Origin of the sequence: Pedobacter gandavensis, from assembly GCF_032678745.1 — a bacterium.
Lineage (GTDB): Bacteria > Bacteroidota > Bacteroidia > Sphingobacteriales > Sphingobacteriaceae > Pedobacter > Pedobacter gandavensis_C.
This window is the reverse complement of record NZ_JAVTST010000007.1, coordinates 45,678-66,468: the sequence shown is the minus strand read 5'-3', so window position 1 is coordinate 66,468 and position 20,791 is coordinate 45,678. Positions and strand designations below refer to the sequence as shown.

At 40.1% G+C, this 20,791-nt stretch carries 18 protein-coding genes; 2 read left to right on the top strand and 16 right to left on the bottom strand.

The features are described 5' to 3' along the window. Nucleotides 1-11 precede the first annotated feature (11 nt). The 11 genes from R2S10_RS19670 to R2S10_RS19620 form a co-directional block, all read right to left on the bottom strand. Complete coding sequence (locus tag R2S10_RS19670) at nucleotides 12-1,004, bottom strand: aspartate-semialdehyde dehydrogenase (RefSeq protein WP_316842124.1); 993 nt, start codon at nucleotides 1,002-1,004, stop codon at nucleotides 12-14. A 289-nt stretch (nucleotides 1,005-1,293) separates the two neighbouring features. Further along, nucleotides 1,294-2,166, bottom strand: coding sequence for a sugar phosphate isomerase/epimerase (locus R2S10_RS19665; protein WP_316842123.1), 873 nt, complete (start codon nucleotides 2,164-2,166; stop codon nucleotides 1,294-1,296). A gap of 10 nt (nucleotides 2,167-2,176) precedes the next feature. After that, complete coding sequence (locus R2S10_RS19660) at nucleotides 2,177-3,058, bottom strand: hydroxypyruvate isomerase family protein (protein WP_316842122.1); 882 nt, start codon at nucleotides 3,056-3,058, stop codon at nucleotides 2,177-2,179. Beyond that, a complete protein-coding gene (locus tag R2S10_RS19655; protein WP_316842121.1) occupies nucleotides 3,058-4,296 on the bottom strand; it encodes a nucleoside permease in 1,239 nt (412 codons plus the stop codon). The genes R2S10_RS19660 and R2S10_RS19655 overlap by 1 nt, the downstream gene beginning before the upstream one ends. 71 nt (nucleotides 4,297-4,367) lie before the next feature. Continuing rightward, the gene (locus tag R2S10_RS19650; protein WP_316842120.1) at nucleotides 4,368-5,063 is read right to left on the bottom strand and encodes a DUF1080 domain-containing protein; all 696 of its coding nucleotides are present in this window, start codon (nucleotides 5,061-5,063) and stop codon (nucleotides 4,368-4,370) included. 34 nt (nucleotides 5,064-5,097) lie between these two features. Beyond that, the gene (locus R2S10_RS19645) at nucleotides 5,098-6,543 is read right to left on the bottom strand and encodes a Gfo/Idh/MocA family oxidoreductase (protein ID WP_316842119.1); all 1,446 of its coding nucleotides are present in this window, start codon (nucleotides 6,541-6,543) and stop codon (nucleotides 5,098-5,100) included. A gap of 27 nt (nucleotides 6,544-6,570) precedes the next feature. Next, nucleotides 6,571-6,957 (bottom strand): c-type cytochrome, encoded by a 387-nt coding sequence (locus R2S10_RS19640; protein ID WP_316842118.1) that lies wholly within the window; start codon nucleotides 6,955-6,957, stop codon nucleotides 6,571-6,573. Between the two features lie 20 nt (nucleotides 6,958-6,977). After that, nucleotides 6,978-8,030: a sugar phosphate isomerase/epimerase gene (locus R2S10_RS19635; protein WP_316842117.1), complete on the bottom strand. Its 1,053-nt coding sequence runs from the start codon at nucleotides 8,028-8,030 to the stop codon at nucleotides 6,978-6,980. A gap of 5 nt (nucleotides 8,031-8,035) precedes the next feature. Next, a complete protein-coding gene (locus tag R2S10_RS19630; protein ID WP_316842116.1) occupies nucleotides 8,036-9,196 on the bottom strand; it encodes a Gfo/Idh/MocA family oxidoreductase in 1,161 nt (386 codons plus the stop codon). A gap of 101 nt (nucleotides 9,197-9,297) precedes the next feature. Next, nucleotides 9,298-11,001: a GMC family oxidoreductase gene (locus R2S10_RS19625; RefSeq protein WP_316842115.1), complete on the bottom strand. Its 1,704-nt coding sequence runs from the start codon at nucleotides 10,999-11,001 to the stop codon at nucleotides 9,298-9,300. A 19-nt stretch (nucleotides 11,002-11,020) separates the two neighbouring features. Beyond that, nucleotides 11,021-11,680: a gluconate 2-dehydrogenase subunit 3 family protein gene (locus tag R2S10_RS19620; RefSeq protein WP_316842114.1), complete on the bottom strand. Its 660-nt coding sequence runs from the start codon at nucleotides 11,678-11,680 to the stop codon at nucleotides 11,021-11,023. 403 nt (nucleotides 11,681-12,083) lie between these two features. Between R2S10_RS19620 and R2S10_RS19615 the strand changes: the two genes are divergently transcribed. Beyond that, nucleotides 12,084-13,034 (top strand): NAD-dependent epimerase/dehydratase family protein, encoded by a 951-nt coding sequence (locus R2S10_RS19615; protein WP_316842113.1) that lies wholly within the window; start codon nucleotides 12,084-12,086, stop codon nucleotides 13,032-13,034. A 28-nt stretch (nucleotides 13,035-13,062) separates the two neighbouring features. Further along, on the top strand, nucleotides 13,063-13,788 hold the full coding sequence (locus R2S10_RS19610) for a YebC/PmpR family DNA-binding transcriptional regulator (RefSeq protein ID WP_316842112.1): 726 nt from the start codon (nucleotides 13,063-13,065) through the stop codon (nucleotides 13,786-13,788). Nucleotides 13,789-13,794: 6 nt separating this feature from the next. Here the strand turns inward: R2S10_RS19610 and R2S10_RS19605 are convergent, their stop codons facing one another. From R2S10_RS19605 to R2S10_RS19585, 5 genes are all read right to left on the bottom strand, one after another. Continuing rightward, a complete protein-coding gene (locus R2S10_RS19605; protein WP_316842111.1) occupies nucleotides 13,795-14,583 on the bottom strand; it encodes a prolyl oligopeptidase family serine peptidase in 789 nt (262 codons plus the stop codon). A gap of 86 nt (nucleotides 14,584-14,669) precedes the next feature. Then, nucleotides 14,670-16,967, bottom strand: a complete 2,298-nt coding sequence (gene bglX / locus R2S10_RS19600; protein WP_316842110.1) for a beta-glucosidase BglX — start codon at nucleotides 16,965-16,967, stop codon at nucleotides 14,670-14,672. Between the two features lie 24 nt (nucleotides 16,968-16,991). Then, nucleotides 16,992-17,651, bottom strand: a complete 660-nt coding sequence (locus tag R2S10_RS19595; RefSeq protein ID WP_316842109.1) for a GDSL-type esterase/lipase family protein — start codon at nucleotides 17,649-17,651, stop codon at nucleotides 16,992-16,994. 109 nt (nucleotides 17,652-17,760) lie between these two features. Next, entirely contained in the window at nucleotides 17,761-19,110 is a 1,350-nt protein-coding gene (locus R2S10_RS19590) for a glucoamylase family protein (RefSeq protein ID WP_316842108.1), read from the bottom strand. A gap of 12 nt (nucleotides 19,111-19,122) precedes the next feature. Further along, nucleotides 19,123-20,751 carry a glucoamylase family protein gene (locus R2S10_RS19585; protein ID WP_316842107.1) on the bottom strand — a complete coding sequence of 543 codons (1,629 nt, stop codon included), beginning with the start codon at nucleotides 20,749-20,751 and terminating at the stop codon, nucleotides 19,123-19,125. Nucleotides 20,752-20,791 lie beyond the last annotated feature (40 nt).

Here is a 20,791-nt window from a genome sequence, read left to right as displayed (position 1 = left end):
TAGATTGGAGATTAAACCAGGTCGTTTTTGATCAGGTATTCTGCAATCTGAACAGCATTGGTTGCTGCTCCTTTACGAAGGTTATCTGCAACGATCCAAAGGTTTACTGAATTTGGCATAGATTCATCACGTCTGATTCTTCCAACAAATACTTCATCTTTTTCATGAGCATCTTTAGGCATTGGATATTTCAGGTTGGCGATGTCATCAACTACAACGATTCCTGCTGTACTAGCCAATAATTCTCTCAATTCAATTACATCAAAGTCGTTTTCAAACTCTATGTTTACCGACTCCGAGTGTCCACCCATTACTGGAATACGAACGGTAGTAGCCGTTAAACGGATGCTATCGTCGCCCATGATTTTATTGGTTTCTTTGATCATTTTCATCTCCTCTTTTGTGTATCCGTTTTCTTCGAAAACATCAATCTGAGGAATTACGTTTAAATCAATCGGGTAAGCATAAGCCATAGGGCCATCAGTGATGCCTTTACGCTCATTCATCATTTGTTCTACTGCTTTTACACCAGTACCTGTTACTGACTGGTAAGTAGAAACAACAACACGTTTGATCTTATATTTATCATGTAATGGTTTTAAGGCCACTACCATTTGAATAGTTGAACAATTTGGATTTGCAATGATCTTATCATCAAGAGATAGTTCATGAGCATTCACTTCCGGAACCACTAATTTCTTAGATGGATCCATGCGCCATGCAGATGAATTGTCAATTACTGTGGTTCCTGCCTCAGCGAAACGTGGGGCATGTTCTAATGAGGTGCTGCCACCCGCAGAGAATAAAGCAATATCAGGTCTCATTGAAATTGCAGTATCCATGTTTACAATAGCATACTTCTTACCCTTAAAAGTGATTTCTTTACCTACACTTTTTTCAGATGCAACCGGAATTAACTCGGTTAACGGGAAGTTACGCTCTTCTAACACTTTTAACATTACGGTACCTACCAGACCGGTGGCGCCTACAACTGCAATTTTCATTTTTTTAATTGTTTTTTATAGTTCTTATTAATTTATAGTATTCAGTTTTTGGTAATAAGTTCTTTAGTTTACTGGCCTTATTTCGGGCATATTTTTCAAATATGGTGAAATTTTTGTGCTTTTTGATGCTAAAGTACTCAAAACTTGCATTTTAATGAGCTTTACAGATCATTAGGAAGGTATTCCATAGTATACTGATCTATTAGTCATTTCGGTTAAAGATTAAAGGGCATAAAAAAAGGGAAGTAGTTTCGTAAACCACTTCCCTTGATATTTTAAGATCTTATTCTTAAACCAATTCGCGATTTACGTAATCAATGCTTTGCTTAATGCTTACAAAAGGATCCTTTGAGAAGTTTTCCTGTTCCACAATAGCATACTTCAATCCTGCCTGCTTAGCATGTTTAAAGAAAGATTTGAAATCAATTGTACCAGTTCCTACTTCTGTATTGATGCTATGGTTTGCTTTGTCCATATCCTTTACGTGCCACATTGGGAAACGTCCAGGGTATTTATTAAAGAAAGCAATAGGATCATTACCTGATCTTACTACCCAGTATAAGTCCATTTCAAACTTCACCAGGTTTTTATCAGTTTCTTGTAGCATCACCTCATATCCGGTTTTGCCATCATATTTTTTGAATTCAAAATCATGGTTATGGTAAGCGAGTTTCAATCCTGATTTTTTACAGATTTCTGCAGCCTGATTCAGACGCTCAGAAACTTTTTTGTAATCATCTAGACTTGATCTTAAGCTTTCTCCCATCCATGGAATGGTAAGGAAGTCCATCTTAAGGCCGTTTGCGCCTTCGATAGCGATTTTCAACTCGTCTTGGTTTCCGTCTTTTAAGAATGAATCCAGTCCAAAGTGTCCACTAGGTGCTTTCAGTCCATTGTTGTCTAATAGGCTTTTGAAAGCTTTAGCATCCATCCCAAAATAGCCGCCTTTTGCAGAGTAACCGTAAGTTTCTACTTCTTTATAGCCTGCTTTAGCTACTTTCTCAATCACACCCTTAGGGTCTTTACCAATCACTTCTCTCAAAGTGTACAGTTGAAGTCCAACAGGTTTTACCTTAGCAAAGGCATGCGCAAATGAAGGAAACAACAGGGCTCCTGCTGCAGCCATTCCCGCGTTTTTTATAAATGTTCTTCTAGAGTTCATAACTTTTGATTTATACGTCACAAATATTTACGGCGTCTCTCAGGGATTTGATTTTATCTTTATACTTGGGAATAAATTCCTGGGCAAGATAACCTTTAAATCCCGTTGCTAATATAGCTTTTATAATCGCGGGATAAAATAACTCCTGAGTATCGTCTATTTCATTTCTTCCGGGAACGCCGGCAGTATGGTAGTGAGAGATGTACGGATGGTACTTTTTGATGTTGCTGATCACATTGCCTTCATCAATCTGCATATGGTAAATGTCATATAGCAATTTGAAGTTTTCTGAACCTAATCTTTTAGCCAGTTCGGCACCCCATTTGGTGGTGTCACACTGGTAATCAGTATGGTCAACTTTGCTGTTTAACAATTCCATTACTAATACCACATTGTGTTTTTCGGCAATACCGATCACTTGTTTCAAGCCTTCCACACAATTGTTGATGCCTGTTTCGTCATCTTTTCCACGACGGTTGCCGCTAAAACAGATCAATTGTTTATAACCCGCTGCTGCAACCTTAGGAATCATTTCCGTATAGTTTTTAATCAACGTAGCATGAAATTTAAGGTCATTCCATCCATCAACCAGGTTGATTTCTGCACCATTACACATGGAAGAGTCCAGTCCATGCTTTTTTAAAGTAGACCATCCAGCAGGACCAACAAGGTCAATCGCCTTAATTCCGATCTTTTTGGCCTCGATGCATAGGGCATCTAATTCCATATCTCCAAAGCACCAGGCACACACAGAATGGTTTACATTTCCTTTTAATGCAGTAGATTTATAAGGCTCCATAGCAAAGCTTGGCAATGTTGCCGAAACGCCTAATGTAGCGGTTCCGGCAACGATGTTTTTTAAGGCAGTTCTCCTGCTTAGTTCCTCAGCCATTAGGCATTCAATTGAATTTCTTCTTTTTTCTTATCTGTAAAGAAAAGAGCAAATAATAAGAATACAACCAAGGCAATACCTGAAGGAATAATCCACACCATTTTCCAATCAAATGAGCCATCAGCAAGTTTGTAAGTATCGGTAATATACCCTGCTACTTCAAATCCGATCAACATACCTACACCGTAAGTAGCCAAAGTGATTAAACCCTGAGCAGAACTTTTATACTTATCACCAGCAATAGAGTTGGTATAAATTTGTCCAGATACGAAGAAGAAGTCATAGCAAATACCGTGAAGGGCAATGCCGATGATCAGCATAAAACCTAAATCACTTGCATTTCCGTAAGCAAAAAGGGCATAGCGTAAACCCCAGGCAAGCATACCTACCAGAATGGTTTTCTTGAATCCAAATTTGGTGAAAAACACAGGAAGTAACAAAAGAAACAGTACTTCTGAAACCTGTCCAATCGTCATCTTACCAGTTGGATCTGCTACACCTACATTAGTTAGAAATGGGTGTGCATTCTGGTAATAGAAGGCCAGAGGGATACAAATCAGAATAGATGAGATAAAGAAAATCGCAAAGTTTTTATCTTTTAATAATTTTAACGCATCTAATCCTAAGATTTCTGATACTTTAACTTTTTCGCCTGCAACAGCTTTAGGAGGTGTTTTTGGTAATGCAAAACTAAACAAACCTAATACTACAGAAGCAATACCTGCCATTAGGAAGGTGTTTTTAAGTAATCCTTCTTTTGCAGCTTCTGCAGAATCCCAATGGAAATAGAAGCTGATCAATAAACCAGCAGCAATCCATCCGATAGTACCGAATACTCTGATCGTTGAGAATTCTTTTTCCGGATCTTTCATTTGATTGAAGGAAACAGAGTTGACTAATGCCAGGGTAGGCATAAATAAAATCATATAAGCCAATACGTAAGGATAGAATACGCTGATGTCTGTGGCATTATACATTTGGTACATAAGTACAGCACCAATCAGGTGTAGCACGCCAAGGATCTTTTCGGCGTTAAAATAACGGTCAGCAATTAATCCAATAATGAAAGGGGCAATGATAGCTCCCCAGGATTGGGTAGAAAATACTGAAGCCGACTGGCCTCCTGTAGCGCTGAGGTTGTTCCCCAGGAAGGTGCCCAGTGTCACAAACCATGCGCCCCAGATGAAAAACTCCAGGAACATCATGAATGACAATTTGATGCGGTTGTTAAGGTTCATTGTTGGTTATTTATATCTCGTTTTATTTTTAGTCAATCATTTTGGCGTTTCCCACGCCATGGGTAGTTCGGTTAAAGTTCCTTAATTAGGATGTTGCGAAACCATACTTCATCACCATGATCCTGTAGCGCAATCTTTCCAGTCTTGAATGTAGCAAAACCTTCCCAATTTGCAAACTTACTACCGGTAATTAAGGCTTTAAACTGGTCGTCCCAAAGGGTAGTTTGTACCACTTTTACTCCATTTAATTTCAGTTCTAGTTTGCCGTTTTTGCTGATGATTTCAGCGGTGTTCCATTCTCCGACAGGTTTAACAGGCTCTGAACTGCTTTTAATCAAGTCATAAAGATCTCCTGAACGATGTTTGTTGATTTTTCCATCTGGATGACCGTCATTGTCTAAAACCTGCATTTCTAATCCTGTAGCATAGGTAGCATGGTATTTAGCTTTATCTTCTTTTACATAAAAGATAATTCCACTATTAGCTTTAGGTGTTACTTTCCAATCAATTTTAAGGTGGAAATTGCCATATTCCTTATCTGTGACTAAATCCCCACCTCCCGTTTTTCCAGATTTTGGGTTAAAATGTAAGGTGCCATCTACGACATCCCATTTTTCGCCAGCGGTAGCCTGACCATAAGTATGCCATCCATTAGTTGTTTTGCCATCAAATAGTTTGGTAAATCCTTTACTGCTAGATTGCGCATTACTATTGCCTGCAGCGATTACTGCAGTAAGCAGCATCGCTGAAAAAATATAGGTTTTCATAGTCTTTCTTTTTAAGTTAAAAAAAGGATGGTGATTACCATCCTTTTCTGTAGTCGCGTTTCACGAACTGGTTTACAGCATCAAAATTGGTGACTTTCATATTGTTGTTGTCCCAAAGTAATTTGATGTCTCTTCCAGGGAAACTTGCTCTTCCTTTATCATTTTTAACCTGAACATCTGTTCCTCTAATGGCTAGATTCGCCATCAATAAAGCCTCTGTTAGTGGGCCTGCAATGTCAAAAGGAGAACTTAATTCTTTCTTGCCATAACCGGCGATACAACCTTCTACCCATTGGGCATAATGGCCTTCGGCACCGCCAGGAACGCGTGCAAACTTCGCAGGAACTTTGATGTCTTTGTTTTTACTCAATGGTAATAAACGTGGATCTGCGCTATAAGTACTGGCCATCATTTTTCCTTTGGTACCGATAAATAAAGTACCATTTCCACCATCACCGAAAACCTCATTTGCTTCCAGTTCTTCTGGCCTTTCCGGCTGAATACCGCCGTCCATCCAGTGAACTACGACATCACCTTTAGTTTTATTGGTTTTAGGGAATTTTAAGGTCACATGACTTGAAGGTGGACAACTATCGGGGAAATATCCGCGTTTGAATTCATCTACATAAACAGAGCCAACACTTGCCTGAACTTCCGTAGCATATTTCAGATTCAATACGCTAAATGGAGCTTCCAATAGGTGACAACCCATATCGCCTAGTGCGCCTGTTCCATAATCCCACCAGCCTCTCCAGTTAAAAGGAACTAGTTTATTTACGTAGTCTTTGTAAGGAGCAGTACCTAACCATAAATCCCAATCCAGGTCTTTAGGCACTTCTGCTTTATTAGCAGACCATGGAATCCCTTGTGGCCATACCGGGCGATCTGTCCAGGCATAAACCGTGTGAACATCACCAATTAAACCTGCATCATACCATTCTTTCATTTGTCGAGGGCCATCATTTGAAGCACCTTGGTTTCCCATTTGGGTAACTACTTTGTACTTCTGCGCAGCTGCGGTTAAAGCACGTGCTTCATAAATGTCGTGAGCCAATGGCTTTTGAACATACACGTGTTTACCCAGTTGCATTGCGCCTAATGCGATTATGGCATGACTATGATCGGGGGTCGAAACCGACACCGCATCGAAATTCTTGTGTTCTTTGTCGAACAATTCACGGTAATCCCTATAGTATTTAGCTTTTGGGAATGCCTTTACACTGGCCGCAGCCCTTGAATCATGTACATCACAAAGAAAGCCGATGTCAGCTTTCCCGCTTTTGTGAAAATTGGCAATATCTGATTGTCCTTTACCTCCTGCGCCAATACCTGCGATAATCAGGCGGTCACTGGGTGCTAGAAATCCTGGTCCGCCTAAAACATGACGGGGAACAATCATAAATGCCGAAGCTGCAATTGCGGTGGTTTTGAGGAAATTCCTTCTAGATGAAGTTTCCTGGTTTTTGTTGGTTTCTTCCATGGTTTATATTTGGTTCTGTGGTTCAGGTTATTTTTTCAGGGATAGAATGTAACGTACCATTTCTTTGGCATCGTCTTTTGATAGGCTGGCATGAGGAGTCATTGGAATTTCACCCCAAACACCTTTACCACCATCAATGATTTTTGTTGCCAGTTGCTCAACTGTTGCATCATCAAGGCTGTATTTAGCAGCGATCTCTTCATAAGTTGGACCAATTACTTTGGTTACTTTATTATGGCAACCAATACAATCAGAGGTAGCAATTAATTTCTCTCCAGGGTGTTTTTCAGTGGATGAACTCGCTGCTGGTGTACTTTCAGTGGTTGCTGTGGTACTGGTAGAATTTGATTCCGGACTTCCGCATGAAGCTAAAGCCAAAATAAAGCAGGCAAGGATAAATAGTGTGTTTTTCATCTTATTATTGTATTAATTTATTATAGTCCTAAAATTTTCTTGTTGAAGTCGTCATTTCCACCGGAAGCAGCGAAATCATCAAATGCTCTGTCAGTTACAGGAATAATCAGCTTGCTGATCAATTCTGCACCTTCTTTCGCTCCAACTTGTGCATCTTTAATTACGCATTCCCATTCCATTACCGCCCAGCCACTGTAATCATATTGTGCAAGTTTACTGAAAATGGTTTTGAAATCTACCTGCCCATCGCCTGGCGAACGGTATCTGCCGGCACGGTTCGCCCAGCTTTGGTAACCACCAAAAGTCCCTTGTTTTCCTGTAGGATTAAACTCAGAATCCTTCACATGGAAAGCTTTGATACGTTCATGATAGAAATCTATGTATTGGATGTAGTCCAGCTGTTGTAATACGAAATGTGAAGGATCGTACAGCAAACAGGCACGTGGATGATTGTTTACTTTTTCCAGAAATATTTCGTAGGTAATGCCGTCAAACAGATCTTCACCGGGGTGAATTTCATAACATACATCTACACCACAGTTGTCAAATTCGTTCAGAATTGGCATCCATCTTTTAGCAAGTTCTGTAAAAGCTGCGTCTACCAAACCTTCCGGGCGTTGTGGCCAAGGATGGAACATGTGCCATAATAATGAACCACTAAATGTGGCATGTGCATTTAAGCCAAGGTTCTGCGAAGCTTTTGCAGCATATTTCAATTGCTGAACGGCCCATTTGGTTCTTTCGGCAGGATTGTTTTTATATTGATCCGGAGCAAATGCATCAAAAGCAAGGTCATAAGCTGGATTTACAGCTACCAGTTGCCCTTGCAAGTGGGTAGACAATTCTGTAATCTCCAAACCATAAGAAGCTACTTTTCCTTTTAATTCATCTGCATAAGTTTTACTTTCTGCTGCTTTTTGCAAATCAATGAATCGGGAATCAAGAGTTGGCATTTGAATACCTTTAAATCCTAATCCTGCTGCCCATTCACAAATGGCATCTAAGGAGTTGAATGGAGCTTCATCACCGATAAACTGAGCCAGAAAAACTCCGGGGCCTTTAATTGTTGTCATGATGTTTATATTTTAAAATCAAACCACTTTTGGTCAGACGCAGAAGAAGCGACTACATTTTCAATGAAGGCCATGCCTCTTACGCCGTCTTCCACTTTAGGGAAATCAAGCATTGCTTCTGTAGGTTCTTGTCCTTGACTGATTGCGCCAATGGTTAAGGCAAAGTTTCTGTAAATATTAGCGAAAGCTTCCAGGTATCCTTCCGGATGACCACCAGGAACACGAGTATTGTGTTTCGCAGCCTCTGAAAGATATGCTTGTCCGGCGCGGTAGATTTGTGCTGGTTCGTTCAACCATTTTACGATTAAGGTATTTGGTTCCATCTGGTGCCATTCTAAGCCTCCTTTTTCACCATATACTTTAATTTTTAAGGCGTTTTCTTCACCTGCAGCAATTTGAGAAGCAATTAAAACACCGTTAGCACCATTGTCGAATTTTAACAAAACGTTTCCGTCATCATCTAATCCACGTCCTGGTACTACAATATTTAAATCTGCACAAAGTTTACTGATCTTTAAACCAGAGATATATTCTGCCAATTGAGCAGCGTGAGTTCCGATATCGCCCATGCAACCGCTTTTACCGCTTTTAGCAGGGTCGGTACGCCATGCCGCGCCGGCATTTCCTTCGCGTTCTGTTAAAGTACTCAACCATCCTTGAGGATATTCTACCATTATTTTTCTAATGGTACCTAGTTTTCCTTCTTTTACCATTGTCCTGGCTTGTTTCACCATCGGGTAACCGGAATAAGTATGAGTCAGACACAAAACCAGTCCTGTTTCTTTTACTTTTTCCTGTAATTGTTTGGCTTCCTCAAGAGATAATGCAATTGGTTTCTCAATCACGACATTAAAGCCATGATCCAAAGCCATCATTGCCGGAGCAAAGTGAGCAAAGTTAGGCGTAACAATCGTCACGAAATCTATGCGTTTATCTGCTGGTAGCTGACTTTCTTTTTCAATCATTTCCTGATAATTCGCATAAATGCGGTCATCATCAAGGAAAAGCTCCTGTCCAGATTGTTTACCAACTTCAGGGTTGACGCTTAACGCGCCGCAGCAAAATTCAACCTGACCATCCATGTTTGCCGCAATGCGGTGAACGGCTCCGATGAAGGCATCTTTGCCACCACCGATCATCCCCATTCTCATCTTTCTGTTGTTCATCAGAATATTTTGTTTTTGTTGATTTCAAAGTGTCTAAACCGACTTAGCATGGTTTAAACATAAAACCTGCATACTGGCTTTTACCAATATGCAGGTTAATATTAAAGGTTACCTTTTTTAAGTTCACTAACTGCAAAATCACAAGCTCTTGCGGTCAATGCCATATATGTTAATGAAGGATTCTGACACGCAGCAGAAGGCATACAAGAACCATCAGTTACGAATACGTTTTTCACTTCGTGCATCTGATTCCATTTGTTTAACACAGACGTTTTAGGATCAAGACCCATACGTGCAGTACCCATTTCATGGATCGCCATACCTGGAGTAGAACCATTGTCGTATGTTTTCACATCTTTCATACCGGCAGCTTCCAGCATTTCAGCAGCATCGTTCATCATATCTGCGCGCATTTTTTGCTCGTTATCCTTGAATTCACAGTCAATTGCCAAAACAGACTGTCCCCATTTATCTTTTTTACTTGGATCGATATAAACACGGTTCTCATGGTAAGGAAGAGACTCTCCGAAACCACCTAAGCCCATATTCCATGCACCTGGTACTGTCATTTGGTCTTTAAAATCACCACCAAATGCCATTTCAGCGACATCAGCATGCCAGTTTCCGCGACTTGCACCCCCCTGGTAACCGAAGCCTCTTACGTAATCGCGTTTGTCATTACCAATATTTCTATATCTAGGAATGTAAATACCATTGGCTCTTCTACCAAAAGTGTATTTATCATCAAAACCTTCTGCTCTTCCCGAAGCTCCGCAACGGAAATGGTGATCCATCAGGTTGTGTCCAAGTTCACCACTACCATTACCTAATCCATTTGGATGTTCTGGGGAGGTAGAGTTTAGCAATAAGAACGTAGAACCTAAAGTAGAACCATTAACGAATACAATTTTTGCAAAGTATTCTATGTGTTCATTAGTTTCAGAATCAATCACTACTACACCTTTCGCTTTCTGTGTTTCTTTATCATAGATGATTGTGTTCACCAATGAGTAAGGACGAAGTGTTAAGTTACCAGTAGCCACAGCAGCCGGTAGGGTAGACGATTGTGTGCTGAAATAAGCGCCAAACGGACATCCTCTGCTACAAAGGTTACGGTATTGACATTTACCCCTTCCGCCATGCTCTACAGTTAAGTTAGCTGTACGACCAATAGTCAGAATTCTGGATTTATTCCATTTACTTTCAATTCTTTTCTTTACATCTTTCTCCACAACGTTCATGTCCATCGGTGGAAGGAATTGCCCGTCGGGGAAGTGAGGATAGTTTTCTGCCTGGCCACTGATTCCTGCAAATTTCTCTACATAATCATACCATGGCGAAATATCTTTATATCTGATTGGCCAATCTACACCATGGCCATCTTTTGCATTTTCTTCAAAGTTCAGGTCACTTAAACGGTAACTCTGACGGCCCCACATTAATGATTTACCACCTACATGGAAACCACGGTACCAGTCGAAACGTTTTACCTCAGTATATGGGCATTCCAGGTCATTCACCCAGAAGCTTTCATTAAATTCCTGATAAGGATAATCTCTTTTTTGTACAGGATGAGACTCTTTTTGTGCTTCAGTTAGTCTTCCACGGTGTTCAAATTCCCATGGCTTTTTCATAGCCGTAGTATAATCCTTGATGTGTTCAACGTTCCTGCCTCTCTCCAGCATCAGAACTTTTAAACCTTTCTCTGTTAACTCTTTTGCAGCCCAGCCACCACTGATTCCTGATCCTACAACAATCGCATCATAAGTGTTTTGCGCAGTTGCTTTCGTATTTAAATTGCTCATTGTTTAATTTCTAAAAGGTTTATGACCAAACTTTTTGACCTGTTTTTAAAGGCACATCGCCGTCGTAACGACCAGGAATTTCTACATAGGCCATAGCCTTGGTAGCACCAATTTCGGAAGTAAAGTAACCCAGTAAGGTTAAGTCCCTGATGATGGCAAAGAATTGAGGTGTGGTTTTAGGTTTGTCCTTTGGCGTCATTGCGTTGCCTGGAGCTTCCTTTTCAGATTTCTTCTGAGTGATGTTTTCTTGTTGTTTCTCTAATTCCTCTTTTTCAGTTTTGTTTGCTGCAATCGTAGCTTCTCTCACTTTGTTTAAAAGCTCCTGGCGCTGTGGTACAGAAATTTCAAGGAATGATTTTTTGAAGGTGTCCTGAGACTGTTTTTCCAGATCTTCCAAACCTTTCACAAACGCTTTTTGAGCATCTTCTGGGTAGCAGTCCTTCATCATCATAGCAATGAATGGACCTACTCCGGCTGCTTTGGCTCCTGGCGTACTCGTGGTAGGGATAATGACATCAGCAACTTCCGTGATGACCTTTTCCTGATCGGCAGAAAATAAGTTCCCGGCTGCTTTTGTAGATGGTGAAGTACAACTATCTAAAAATACTCCAATAGTAGTTGCAGACAATGCGCCTCCCATTAAAAAGGCAACACTTTTCACTGCTTCTCTTCTGTTCATACTTGGCTGTTTAGGTGTTTTTATATGGTTAAAGTGTGTTTTGTTTTGTAATAATAAGCAAAAAATAATGGTTAGTGTGCGAAATACACAATAAATCTAATATATCATGTTTTTGTTACTTAATCAACTTTCCCCTTATTGTAAGCTGAAAAATAACTCATGTTAAGGCATAATTTAATGCTTTTTTCAGCTTTGCTGATACTCCTAAAACGTTATTTCCTTCTAGTTTTTTTGCCTTTTTTTTTGAGAAAATCTATATCCCTTTTAGTTGGTTTTTGCTCTCTTTTTACCTAGAAATCGCGATTGAAAAGGAACACAAAAAAGACAAAAACGTATAAATCATAAACATTTTATAGAGGTTTGTTTCGTTTTTTTAACTTTGTCAAAATCCATACAAAAATTCATGATTGAGAAAATATTAGTATTAGGTTCTAACGGTCAGATCGGCACGGAATTAGTAACCGCCTTACGTAAGACTTACGGTGAAAGTAATGTAGTAGCTTGCGACATTCGCAGACCTGATTATGACATCAAAAATTCAGGTCCTTTTGAGTTCGTAAACGTACTTGAAAAAGACATTTTGAACAGCATATTTCAAAAATATAAGCCTACTCAGGTTTATTTATTAGCGGCATTATTATCTGCTACTGGTGAACAGAATCCTAAATTAGCCTGGGATCTGAACATGAATGGTTTGTTGAATATCTTAGATCTTGCCCTTGTTTATAAAACGGCTAAAGTTTATTGGCCTAGTTCTATCGCAGTATTTGGACCAAATTCTCCAAAAGATCGTACGCCACAATACTGTGTAATGGACCCAAATACGGTTTATGGAATCAGTAAACTTGCAGGTGAACGTTGGTGCGAATATTACCACCAGAAATTTGGTTTGGATGTGCGTAGTATCCGTTACCCAGGATTGATCAGCTGGAAAGCCGCTCCAGGTGGTGGAACTACAGATTATGCTATCCATATTTTCCATGATGCTCTAACAAAAGGTAGCTATGCCTCTTTCTTAAACGCAGAGACAGAATTGCCAATGATGTATATGGATGATGCAATTCGTGGTACGATTGAATTGATGGATGCTGAGGCCAGTAAAATCTCCATCCGTTCCAGCTATAATTTCGGTGGTGTAAACTTTACGCCAGAAGTATTAGCTTCAGAAATCAGAAAACATATTCCAGATTTTAAATTATCTTACACTGAAAATGATCCACGTCAGGCGATTGCCAATAGCTGGCCGCGTTCTATCGACGACAGTTTTGCTCAGAAAGATTGGGGATGGAAGCCGGAGTTTGATTTGTCGAAGATGACAACAGATATGTTAACGAACTTACAGAATAATCATTAATAAGGAAATTCCTTAAATAAAAGATACAATGGGAAGAGCATTTGAGTTCAGAAAAGAAAGGAAATTTAAACGTTGGGCTAAAATGGCCGTACAATTTACCAGGATAGGTAAAGAGATTGTAATGGCCGTTAAAGATAATGGTCCTTCGCCGGATACTAACTCCCGTTTGCGTACTGCGATCCAGAATGCAAAGGCAGTGAATATGCCGAAGCATACTGTAGAAGCTGCAATCAAAAGGGCATCTAATAAGGATGAGAATGGCTATGAAGAGTTTGTTTATGAAGGATACGCACAACATGGTGTAGCGATCCTGATTGAAACTGCAACGGATAACACCAATAGAACTGTGGCTAACATCCGTAGTTATTTCAATAAAACTGGTGGTACATTAGGTAAAACAGGTTCTTTGGATTTTATCTTTAGTCGTAAGTCAATCTTCCGTTTCTTACCAGCGGAGAAAGATCTGGAAGAATTGGAGTTTGAATTAATTGATGCAGGTCTGGAAGAATTGTATCTGGAGGCAGATGAAGAAGGAAATGAAATAGCAGTGGTACAAACTGCTTTCGAAGATTTCGGCAAAATGCAGAAAGCACTTGAAGATATTGGAGTAGAAATGAAAAGCGCGAAATTAGAGCGTATAGCATTATCTACTATTCCAGTAACAGAAGAGCAGGCTGCAGATGTATTTAAGCTAATTGATAAACTGGAAGAGGACGATGATGTTCAAGCTGTTTATCACAATATGGCTGAGTAATCGCTATTATTTCTTTTGATTAGAAAATAACCATGGCAATAGTTTGGGATCTGCAAATGCAGCATCCCAACTGTTGTGATGTGCATCCGGATACAAAGTAAGTTTAGGGTCTTTTCCTAGTACTTTGAGCTGATCCGAAATCATGGTAGAGAATCCAACTGGAACTACCTCGTCTTTCTCCCCATGAAAGATCCATAATGGAACATTTTTGTATTTCTGGACGTTGGCTACATTGTCGCCACCACAAATGGCAATGGCTGCTGCGAAAAGCTTTGGCTTTCTTCTTAACAATTCATAAGTACCCATTCCGCCCATAGAAAGACCTCCTATATACACTTGATTGTGGTTCACATAAGGTTTGTCTAAAAAGTTATCAATCATACCCAATAAAGCTTTCATTGATTTTGTAGGTTTTCCTCTCTTTTGAAAACTAATCGATCGTTTACCCTGTTCATCTTTGTCGAATTTTACATTTGCCCAAAAGCTATCTTCCGTACATTGAGGGAATATAATGATCGCAGGGAATTGTTTACGGATTTCTGGTTTCAGGAAGAGTTTTCCTCCATGAGTCAATTGTTTTTCATTGTCATTTCCGCGTTCTCCACTTCCATGTAAAAAGAACAAAACTGGATATTTTTTATCGGCACTGAAATTCTCAGGAAAGAGAATACGATAGTAAATACTATCCTTGCCTTTGATAAAGTTTCCTTTATCAAATTTTTTGAAATCCTGTGCTTTTGAACCGAGGCTAAAAACCAGGATTATTATGGAGAGTGTTATTTTAATGCCGCTCATAATTCAAACTTAAACAATTTAAGAATCATTTAAAAGTAAAGAAACCCTGTTGAATTTTCACCAACAGGGTAGAGGAGAAAGAGATATTATAGCGTTAGTTTAAAAGGTATTCCCAAATTATCTCTGGAATTGGTTCCTATAAATAATTTGAATTCGCCGGGTTCTGCCGCAAAATTTAAGGCTTCATTATAGAATTTAAGGTCTTCTTCTGAGATTTTAAAAGTAAGCGATCTGCTTTCTCCCGCTTTTAGCTCGATTTTTTGAAATCCTTTCAGCTCTTTAACCGGACGGGTAATGCTGCCTACTAAATCCCGGATGTAAAGTTGTACAGTTTCTTTTCCTGCGAACGTACCGGTATTTTTCACTGTAATGGAAGCAGAAATTGTCTCTCCGGCTTTAAAGCTGTTTTTACTAAGTTTAAGGTTACTATATTCGAAAGTTGTATAACTTAAACCGTATCCAAAAGGATACAATGGATCGTTACTCACATCGAGGTAGTTGGATCTGAATTTGCTGAACCACTTCCCTTCTTCGAGTGGTCGGCCTGTATTTTTATGACTGTAATACAATGGAATTTGTCCAATGTTTTGTGGGAACGTTGCAGTTAGTTTTCCTGATGGATTTACTTTTCCAAATAAGACGTCCGAAATGGCATTTGCAGCCTCTGTTCCACCAAACCAAACATTTAAGATGGCAGGAACATTTTCATCTTCCCATTTCAGGGTCAATGGACGACCTGTAAATAACACCAATACTACTGGTTTTCCTGTTTTTAGCAGCGCTTTTAATAAGCGTTGCTGAGTCTCTGGAATGTCCAGATTCGTACGACTGGAACTTTCGCCTGTCATTTCGGAACTTTCACCAAGAGCAGCGATGACAACATCTGCATTTTTCGCAGTAGCTACTGCTTCAGCGATCATTTCTTCTTCAGAACGGGAATCTCTTGGCAGATCTCTGCCGAACATTGTTGCTCTTTTTTGATATTCAGGATCGGTTAAAAGGTTAGATCCCTCACTGTGTAGAATTTTTAGTCCAGAAGCAGCATTGGCTTTTAATCCTTGCAGCAGAGAAATGGTATTTTGTAAATCACTATTTACGCTCCAGGTTCCAGGCATATTTGTTCCTGTATTTGCCAATGGGCCGATTACAGCAACCGTTCCTGTTTTCTTCAGTGGCAACAATTGTCCTTGATTTTTTAACAATACAAAACTTTGGGCAGCTGTTTCCCTGGCAATTTTCAGGTGTTCCGGTTTTAGGATTTCCTTTTTTGCACGTTCTTCGTTGCAGTAGCGGAAAGGATCTTCGAATAAACCCAATTTATATTTCGCTTCCAATACCAGTCGACAGGAGTTAGTAACTTGCGCTTCCGTTACTTTTTTTTCTTCCACTGATTTTTTTAGTGTGGTTAGAAATCCTTCGCCTACCATGTCCATATCTACTCCCGCATTTAGAGCAAGTGCAGAAACTGTTTGCAGATCTCCCAATCCATGGTCGATTAATTCATTCACAGCGGTGTAATCCGTTACAACAAGGCCATCAAAGCTCCATTGTTTACGTAATAAATCAGTCATCAACCATTTGTTAGCCGTAGCTGGAACGCCGTTAATGTCATTGAAAGAGGTCATGATACTACCTGCACCTGCATCTAGCGCAGCTTTATATGGAGGGAGGTATTCATTATACATTCTGTTCAGACTCATATCTGTGGTATTATAGTCTCTTCCAGATTCGGCGGCGCCATATAAGGCAAAGTGTTTTACACAAGCCATCATGGTGTTATATTTAGAAAGGTCATCGCCCTGGTATCCTCTAACCATCGCTTTACCGATTTCAGCACCCAGGTAAGTATCTTCTCCAGATCCTTCAGAAATACGGCCCCACCTTGGGTCTCTTGAAATATCCACCATAGGTGAGAATGTCCAGTTTAATCCATCTGCTGTTGCTTCAATGGCCGCAATTCTTGCTGTTTTTTCAATTAGCGATAAATCCCATGTACACGATAAAGCCAATGGAATTGGGAAAGTCGTTTTATAGCCATGGATTACATCCTGACCGAATATAATGGGAATCTTCAAGCGGGTTTGTGTTACTGCAATTTCCTGTGCCTTGCGGACTCTGGCGGGCGTAGTTAAGCTAAACATACCGCCTACCTGACCTTTTTTAATTTTACTTTCTACATCAGTGCTGACTACAGAGCCTGTCGTGGCTTCTCCGCCAGTTAACAGGTTTAATTGGCCGATCTTCTCTTCCAAAGTCATTTTGGACAGCAAGTCTTTTATGAATATGTTCATTTGCTGATCGATGTTTGCTTTTTTCTGTTGCGCAGAACTGCTGCCAAAGCTAAAAATTGCGGCCAGGAAAAATAGGTACTTCGCTTTTCTCATTATTGTTTTATTATATGTGTCTATTTAGGGTTTAACCAGGTATGGTTTGATTTCTTTAATCCAGATGGTATAACCTTCTGGTTTTATGTGTAGCATATCTTCCAGAAAAAGTTCAGGACGTAGTGCGTTTTTATTTAGCATTTTACTATTCACATCTACAAATTTGGTATTAGGGTAGTGCTGCAGGTATTCTTTAATCAGCAGGTTGGCATGTGCATTTGTAGCGGCATACTTGGTTCTGGAAGGGCTGTCTTTAATGGAAATGTATAAAACAGGAACTGCTGGAAATTTCAGTCTGATGTTATTAAAAAATGCAGCAAACCGATTTAGCGTCTCAAGCGCACTTACACCATCCGTAGCGATGTCATTTTCGCCACTATAAATTACCACTTGGCGTGGCTGATAAGGATAAACTAGGTCGGCAATGTAGTAATTTGCTTGTGCAAGCGTTGAGCCACCAAAGCCTCTGTTGATTGCCTGGTAATCTTTGAAGACTGTTTCCAGGTCTTTCCATTTCTCGAAGGAAGAACTGCCAACGAATAAAATACCGTTTTTAGGAGGCATCGAAATGCTGTCTTTATGCTTGAAATCCTGTATTTCTTTCCAGAATGCTGGTTTTTGCTGCGCTTTACTGATTCCAGCACTAAGAACGAATACAAGAAGGAAGTAATAAAATCTTTTCATTTTTTGTTGTATTTATTTAAAACTGTTTTTTTGCGAGTATAAAGGTTTCTTTTTCCTTTATACTCTTAAAACGAGTAAAAATAAGGATACACCTTCATCAGCTGACCTGCTATTTGATGACAGGGCTGCTGAATCCTAATTTTGTAAGCCCGTTTTGTACAGCTGGATTACTCATAAAAAGCTTCCATAATAAACCGCTACGGTAGTTTTCTATCATCACGATGATTGGTCCCTGATCTATCGCTAGGTGTGATTTTGCCACCCAATTGTGTTGCTCACTAAAAGCATCTGCAAATCCATATTCCGTCCATAGCTGATCACCTTTGTCTTCATAAAAATGTCTTAAGGCCTGCATAGAATATTCCGGAGTATAAGGGAATGCGGATAAAGCGGCGGTAGGAGTGATGACGCCAAGATCTTCTGTTGGAGAATGTGCCGCATAACCTTGCCAGCTATCGCTTGCGGTTAATCCCCAGCTGTTGGCGCCATAACCTTTATAATGCTTTGGGTTTTGCAGACAATAGGCTCTGTTGATCAGGGTATGATTTCTGTTTTGTTCCCAATAATCCGCATAACGATCTTTTAATCCTCTTGGGTCTAATCCCAGATAAGAGTATTGAGAAAAGAACAATGGACCTCCACCGTCGAAACCTAATGGTAAAGTGATGTCATTGAATTTTTTTCCATTGAAAAAAGTATTGCTCATTGCCCAGCCTTCATGGTAAACTTTTGGGTCTATGGAGTATTTTGGGGAGGATGCTGCCAGCACATAAGTGATCAGACATTCATTGTATCCTCTGATCTGGTGGTCCATACTCCATCCGTTATTTGGGCTCCAATGCCAGTACAGTACTTTCTGGCCTTGGGTAAACCAATTCCATTCAATTCCTTCCCACATCCATTGAATTTTATTTCTTATTGCGCTTTCTGTCTCATTATCGGCAGTGTAATATTGCGCTGCGGTCAGTAATCCCTGGAACAGCAAAGATGTTTCTACGATATCTGCGCCATCATCTTTCGGACTAAATCGGATCACTTTACCGGTTTCTCCATTTAGCCAATGTGGGAAAGCACCATGAAACATATCTGCTTTCCATAGAAAGTCTACAATCTTTTTTGTTCTTGCAGCAGCCTGTTCTCGACTGATAAAATGTCTTTCGGCAGCCACAATAGTGGCCATTACGCCGAATCCGGTGCCACCAGTGGTTACGACTTCATTCCCATATTCAAAAGCGACATTGCTCCGTTCTTTTGCCATACCACTTACTGGATGAGCGAAATCCCAGAAATAACGGAAAGTTTGTTTTTGAACCAAGTCCAGCAATTGGTCGTCTGTTAAGTTTTTCTTTATTTTCAGGTCGAATTTAATGCTTTCTGTATTTTTCTGCTGTGCATTTAGCTGATAAGTCGAACAGATCAGGCATAGCATTAAAAAGGTATGTTGTAAGTTTCTTTTCATTTTATCTCGTGGTTATAGGTTGGGACCATTAAAGCCTAATTTCTTCATTCCTGTTTTTACTTCCGGGCTACTCATGAATAGTTTCCATAACAACTGACTGCGGTGGTTTTCAATCATAATCAGGATTGGCCCCTGATCTATTGCTAATGTGGAACTGGCAAACCAGGCATCATGGAGCGAAAAGGCATCAGTAAATCCATAATCTCCCCATATCTTATCTCCAAGTTTGTAGTAATAATATTTTAAGGCCTGCATCGATTCTTTAGGTGTATAGGGGAAAGAGGAGAGTGCTGCAGTGGGGGAAACTACACCATTGTCGTTGGCGAGTTCATGGGCAAGGTATCCATTGATATCGTCGCTTGCGGTAAGGCCCCAGCAATTTTCTCCATAGCCATAAAAACCTTTCACATTTGTTTTTGCATAGTTATAATGGCTGAGGGCATGGGCTTTCGTTTGATTTTCATAATTGCCATAAGCATCGGATAAACCGTTTGGGTTGATGCCTAGAAAGGAATAATGGGAGAGAAACAATGGACCATTCGTACCGATTTTCATGGCGCCATTACTGGCCCAGCCATTGTCGTAAACCGATTTTGGAATTGGGTATGTTTCTGAGGATACAGCCATCACATAGGTGATTAAAGCTTCATTCCAGCCTTTGATGGGTAGGTTCATTTCCCAGCCTACGGTTGGACTCCAATGCCAGTATAGGCTGTTGTTTCTAACAAACCAGTTCCATTCCACTTCATTATAAATACGGGTAATATCAGTTCTTAACTCAGTTTCTGCAGGACTCGCAGCGTCGAAAAACTGTCTGGCGGTTAACATGCCCTGCATCAATAGGGAAGTCTCTACCAGGTCTGCTCCATTGTCCTTTGGGCTAAAGGGAATAACTGCTCCAGTATTGCCATTCATCCAATGTGGGTAGGTACCATGAAAGCGCTGAGCTTTATTTTTCAGGAAGGAAACGATCTTTTGCATGCGTTCCAAACCTTGGTCGCGGCTAATGAAATTTCTATGGATTCCTGTTACCAGGGCCATCATTCCAAAGCCAGATCCTCCGGAAGTAACGATGTCAGCAGAAGTATTTCGTTCTCTGGCAAGGCCACTAACAGGATGTGCGAAATCCCAGAAATATTTAAAAGTTTGTTTTTGCACTAAATTCAGCAAGGCTTCTTCAGCCAGGACAGGGAATTTATCCGCCTCATCTACTGCGGTGATGAGGTTTATGGTAATCGGTGTTTTCAGATTCTTCCCGTTATCGGAAGTTAAATTCGTTTGTACATCTAAGAAGTACTTGGTGATGGGACTAAGGGGTAGGGCAGGTTTTACAACGAGTGTTTGTCCCTGGTCCTCATAACTCAGTTCCAATTTAACAGGCAGGCCATTTTTATCTTTAATTGCCACTGCTTTTTCCGTAGAACTTTTATCTATTGCTGCGGAAAAGGAAAGTTTGAATACCGGACTGGTATTGATACCATAATAACTGAACCCAGCAGACAGCTCATTTACTTTTAGCATGTTAAAGGTAAATGAATCAGGCAGAGAAGCTATTGGTTCAATAGGCATAGCAGTATCTTGTTTTGAGCAAGAGAATAACAGCAATGAAATGAATACCAGAAGACGAGGTCTTAACTGCATGTGAGATTGGGGGCTTTTAGTGTAAAAAGCGTTGCAGAAC

Bases quoted from the DNA above. Each gene is read 5' to 3' on its own strand.
- R2S10_RS19650 (WP_316842120.1), bottom strand. From the start codon at position 5,063: ATGAAAACCTATATTTTTTCAGCGATGCTGCTTACTGCAGTAATCGCT.
- R2S10_RS19655 (WP_316842121.1), bottom strand. From the start codon at position 4,296: ATGAACCTTAACAACCGCATCAAATTGTCATTCATGATGTTCCTGGAG.
- R2S10_RS19610 (WP_316842112.1), top strand. From the start codon at position 13,063: ATGGGAAGAGCATTTGAGTTCAGAAAAGAAAGGAAATTTAAACGTTGG.
- R2S10_RS19595 (WP_316842109.1), bottom strand. From the start codon at position 17,651: ATGAAAAGATTTTATTACTTCCTTCTTGTATTCGTTCTTAGTGCTGGA.
- R2S10_RS19665 (WP_316842123.1), bottom strand. From the start codon at position 2,166: ATGAACTCTAGAAGAACATTTATAAAAAACGCGGGAATGGCTGCAGCA.
- R2S10_RS19615 (WP_316842113.1), top strand. From the start codon at position 12,084: ATGATTGAGAAAATATTAGTATTAGGTTCTAACGGTCAGATCGGCACG.
- R2S10_RS19605 (WP_316842111.1), bottom strand. From the start codon at position 14,583: ATGAGCGGCATTAAAATAACACTCTCCATAATAATCCTGGTTTTTAGC.
- R2S10_RS19585 (WP_316842107.1), bottom strand. From the start codon at position 20,751: ATGCAGTTAAGACCTCGTCTTCTGGTATTCATTTCATTGCTGTTATTC.
- R2S10_RS19620 (WP_316842114.1), bottom strand. From the start codon at position 11,680: ATGAACAGAAGAGAAGCAGTGAAAAGTGTTGCCTTTTTAATGGGAGGC.
- R2S10_RS19635 (WP_316842117.1), bottom strand. From the start codon at position 8,030: ATGACAACAATTAAAGGCCCCGGAGTTTTTCTGGCTCAGTTTATCGGT.
- bglX (WP_316842110.1), bottom strand. From the start codon at position 16,967: ATGAGAAAAGCGAAGTACCTATTTTTCCTGGCCGCAATTTTTAGCTTT.
- R2S10_RS19630 (WP_316842116.1), bottom strand. From the start codon at position 9,196: ATGAACAACAGAAAGATGAGAATGGGGATGATCGGTGGTGGCAAAGAT.
- R2S10_RS19625 (WP_316842115.1), bottom strand. From the start codon at position 11,001: ATGAGCAATTTAAATACGAAAGCAACTGCGCAAAACACTTATGATGCG.
- R2S10_RS19660 (WP_316842122.1), bottom strand. From the start codon at position 3,058: ATGGCTGAGGAACTAAGCAGGAGAACTGCCTTAAAAAACATCGTTGCC.
- R2S10_RS19670 (WP_316842124.1), bottom strand. From the start codon at position 1,004: ATGAAAATTGCAGTTGTAGGCGCCACCGGTCTGGTAGGTACCGTAATG.
- R2S10_RS19590 (WP_316842108.1), bottom strand. From the start codon at position 19,110: ATGAAAAGAAACTTACAACATACCTTTTTAATGCTATGCCTGATCTGT.
- R2S10_RS19640 (WP_316842118.1), bottom strand. From the start codon at position 6,957: ATGAAAAACACACTATTTATCCTTGCCTGCTTTATTTTGGCTTTAGCT.
- R2S10_RS19645 (WP_316842119.1), bottom strand. From the start codon at position 6,543: ATGGAAGAAACCAACAAAAACCAGGAAACTTCATCTAGAAGGAATTTC.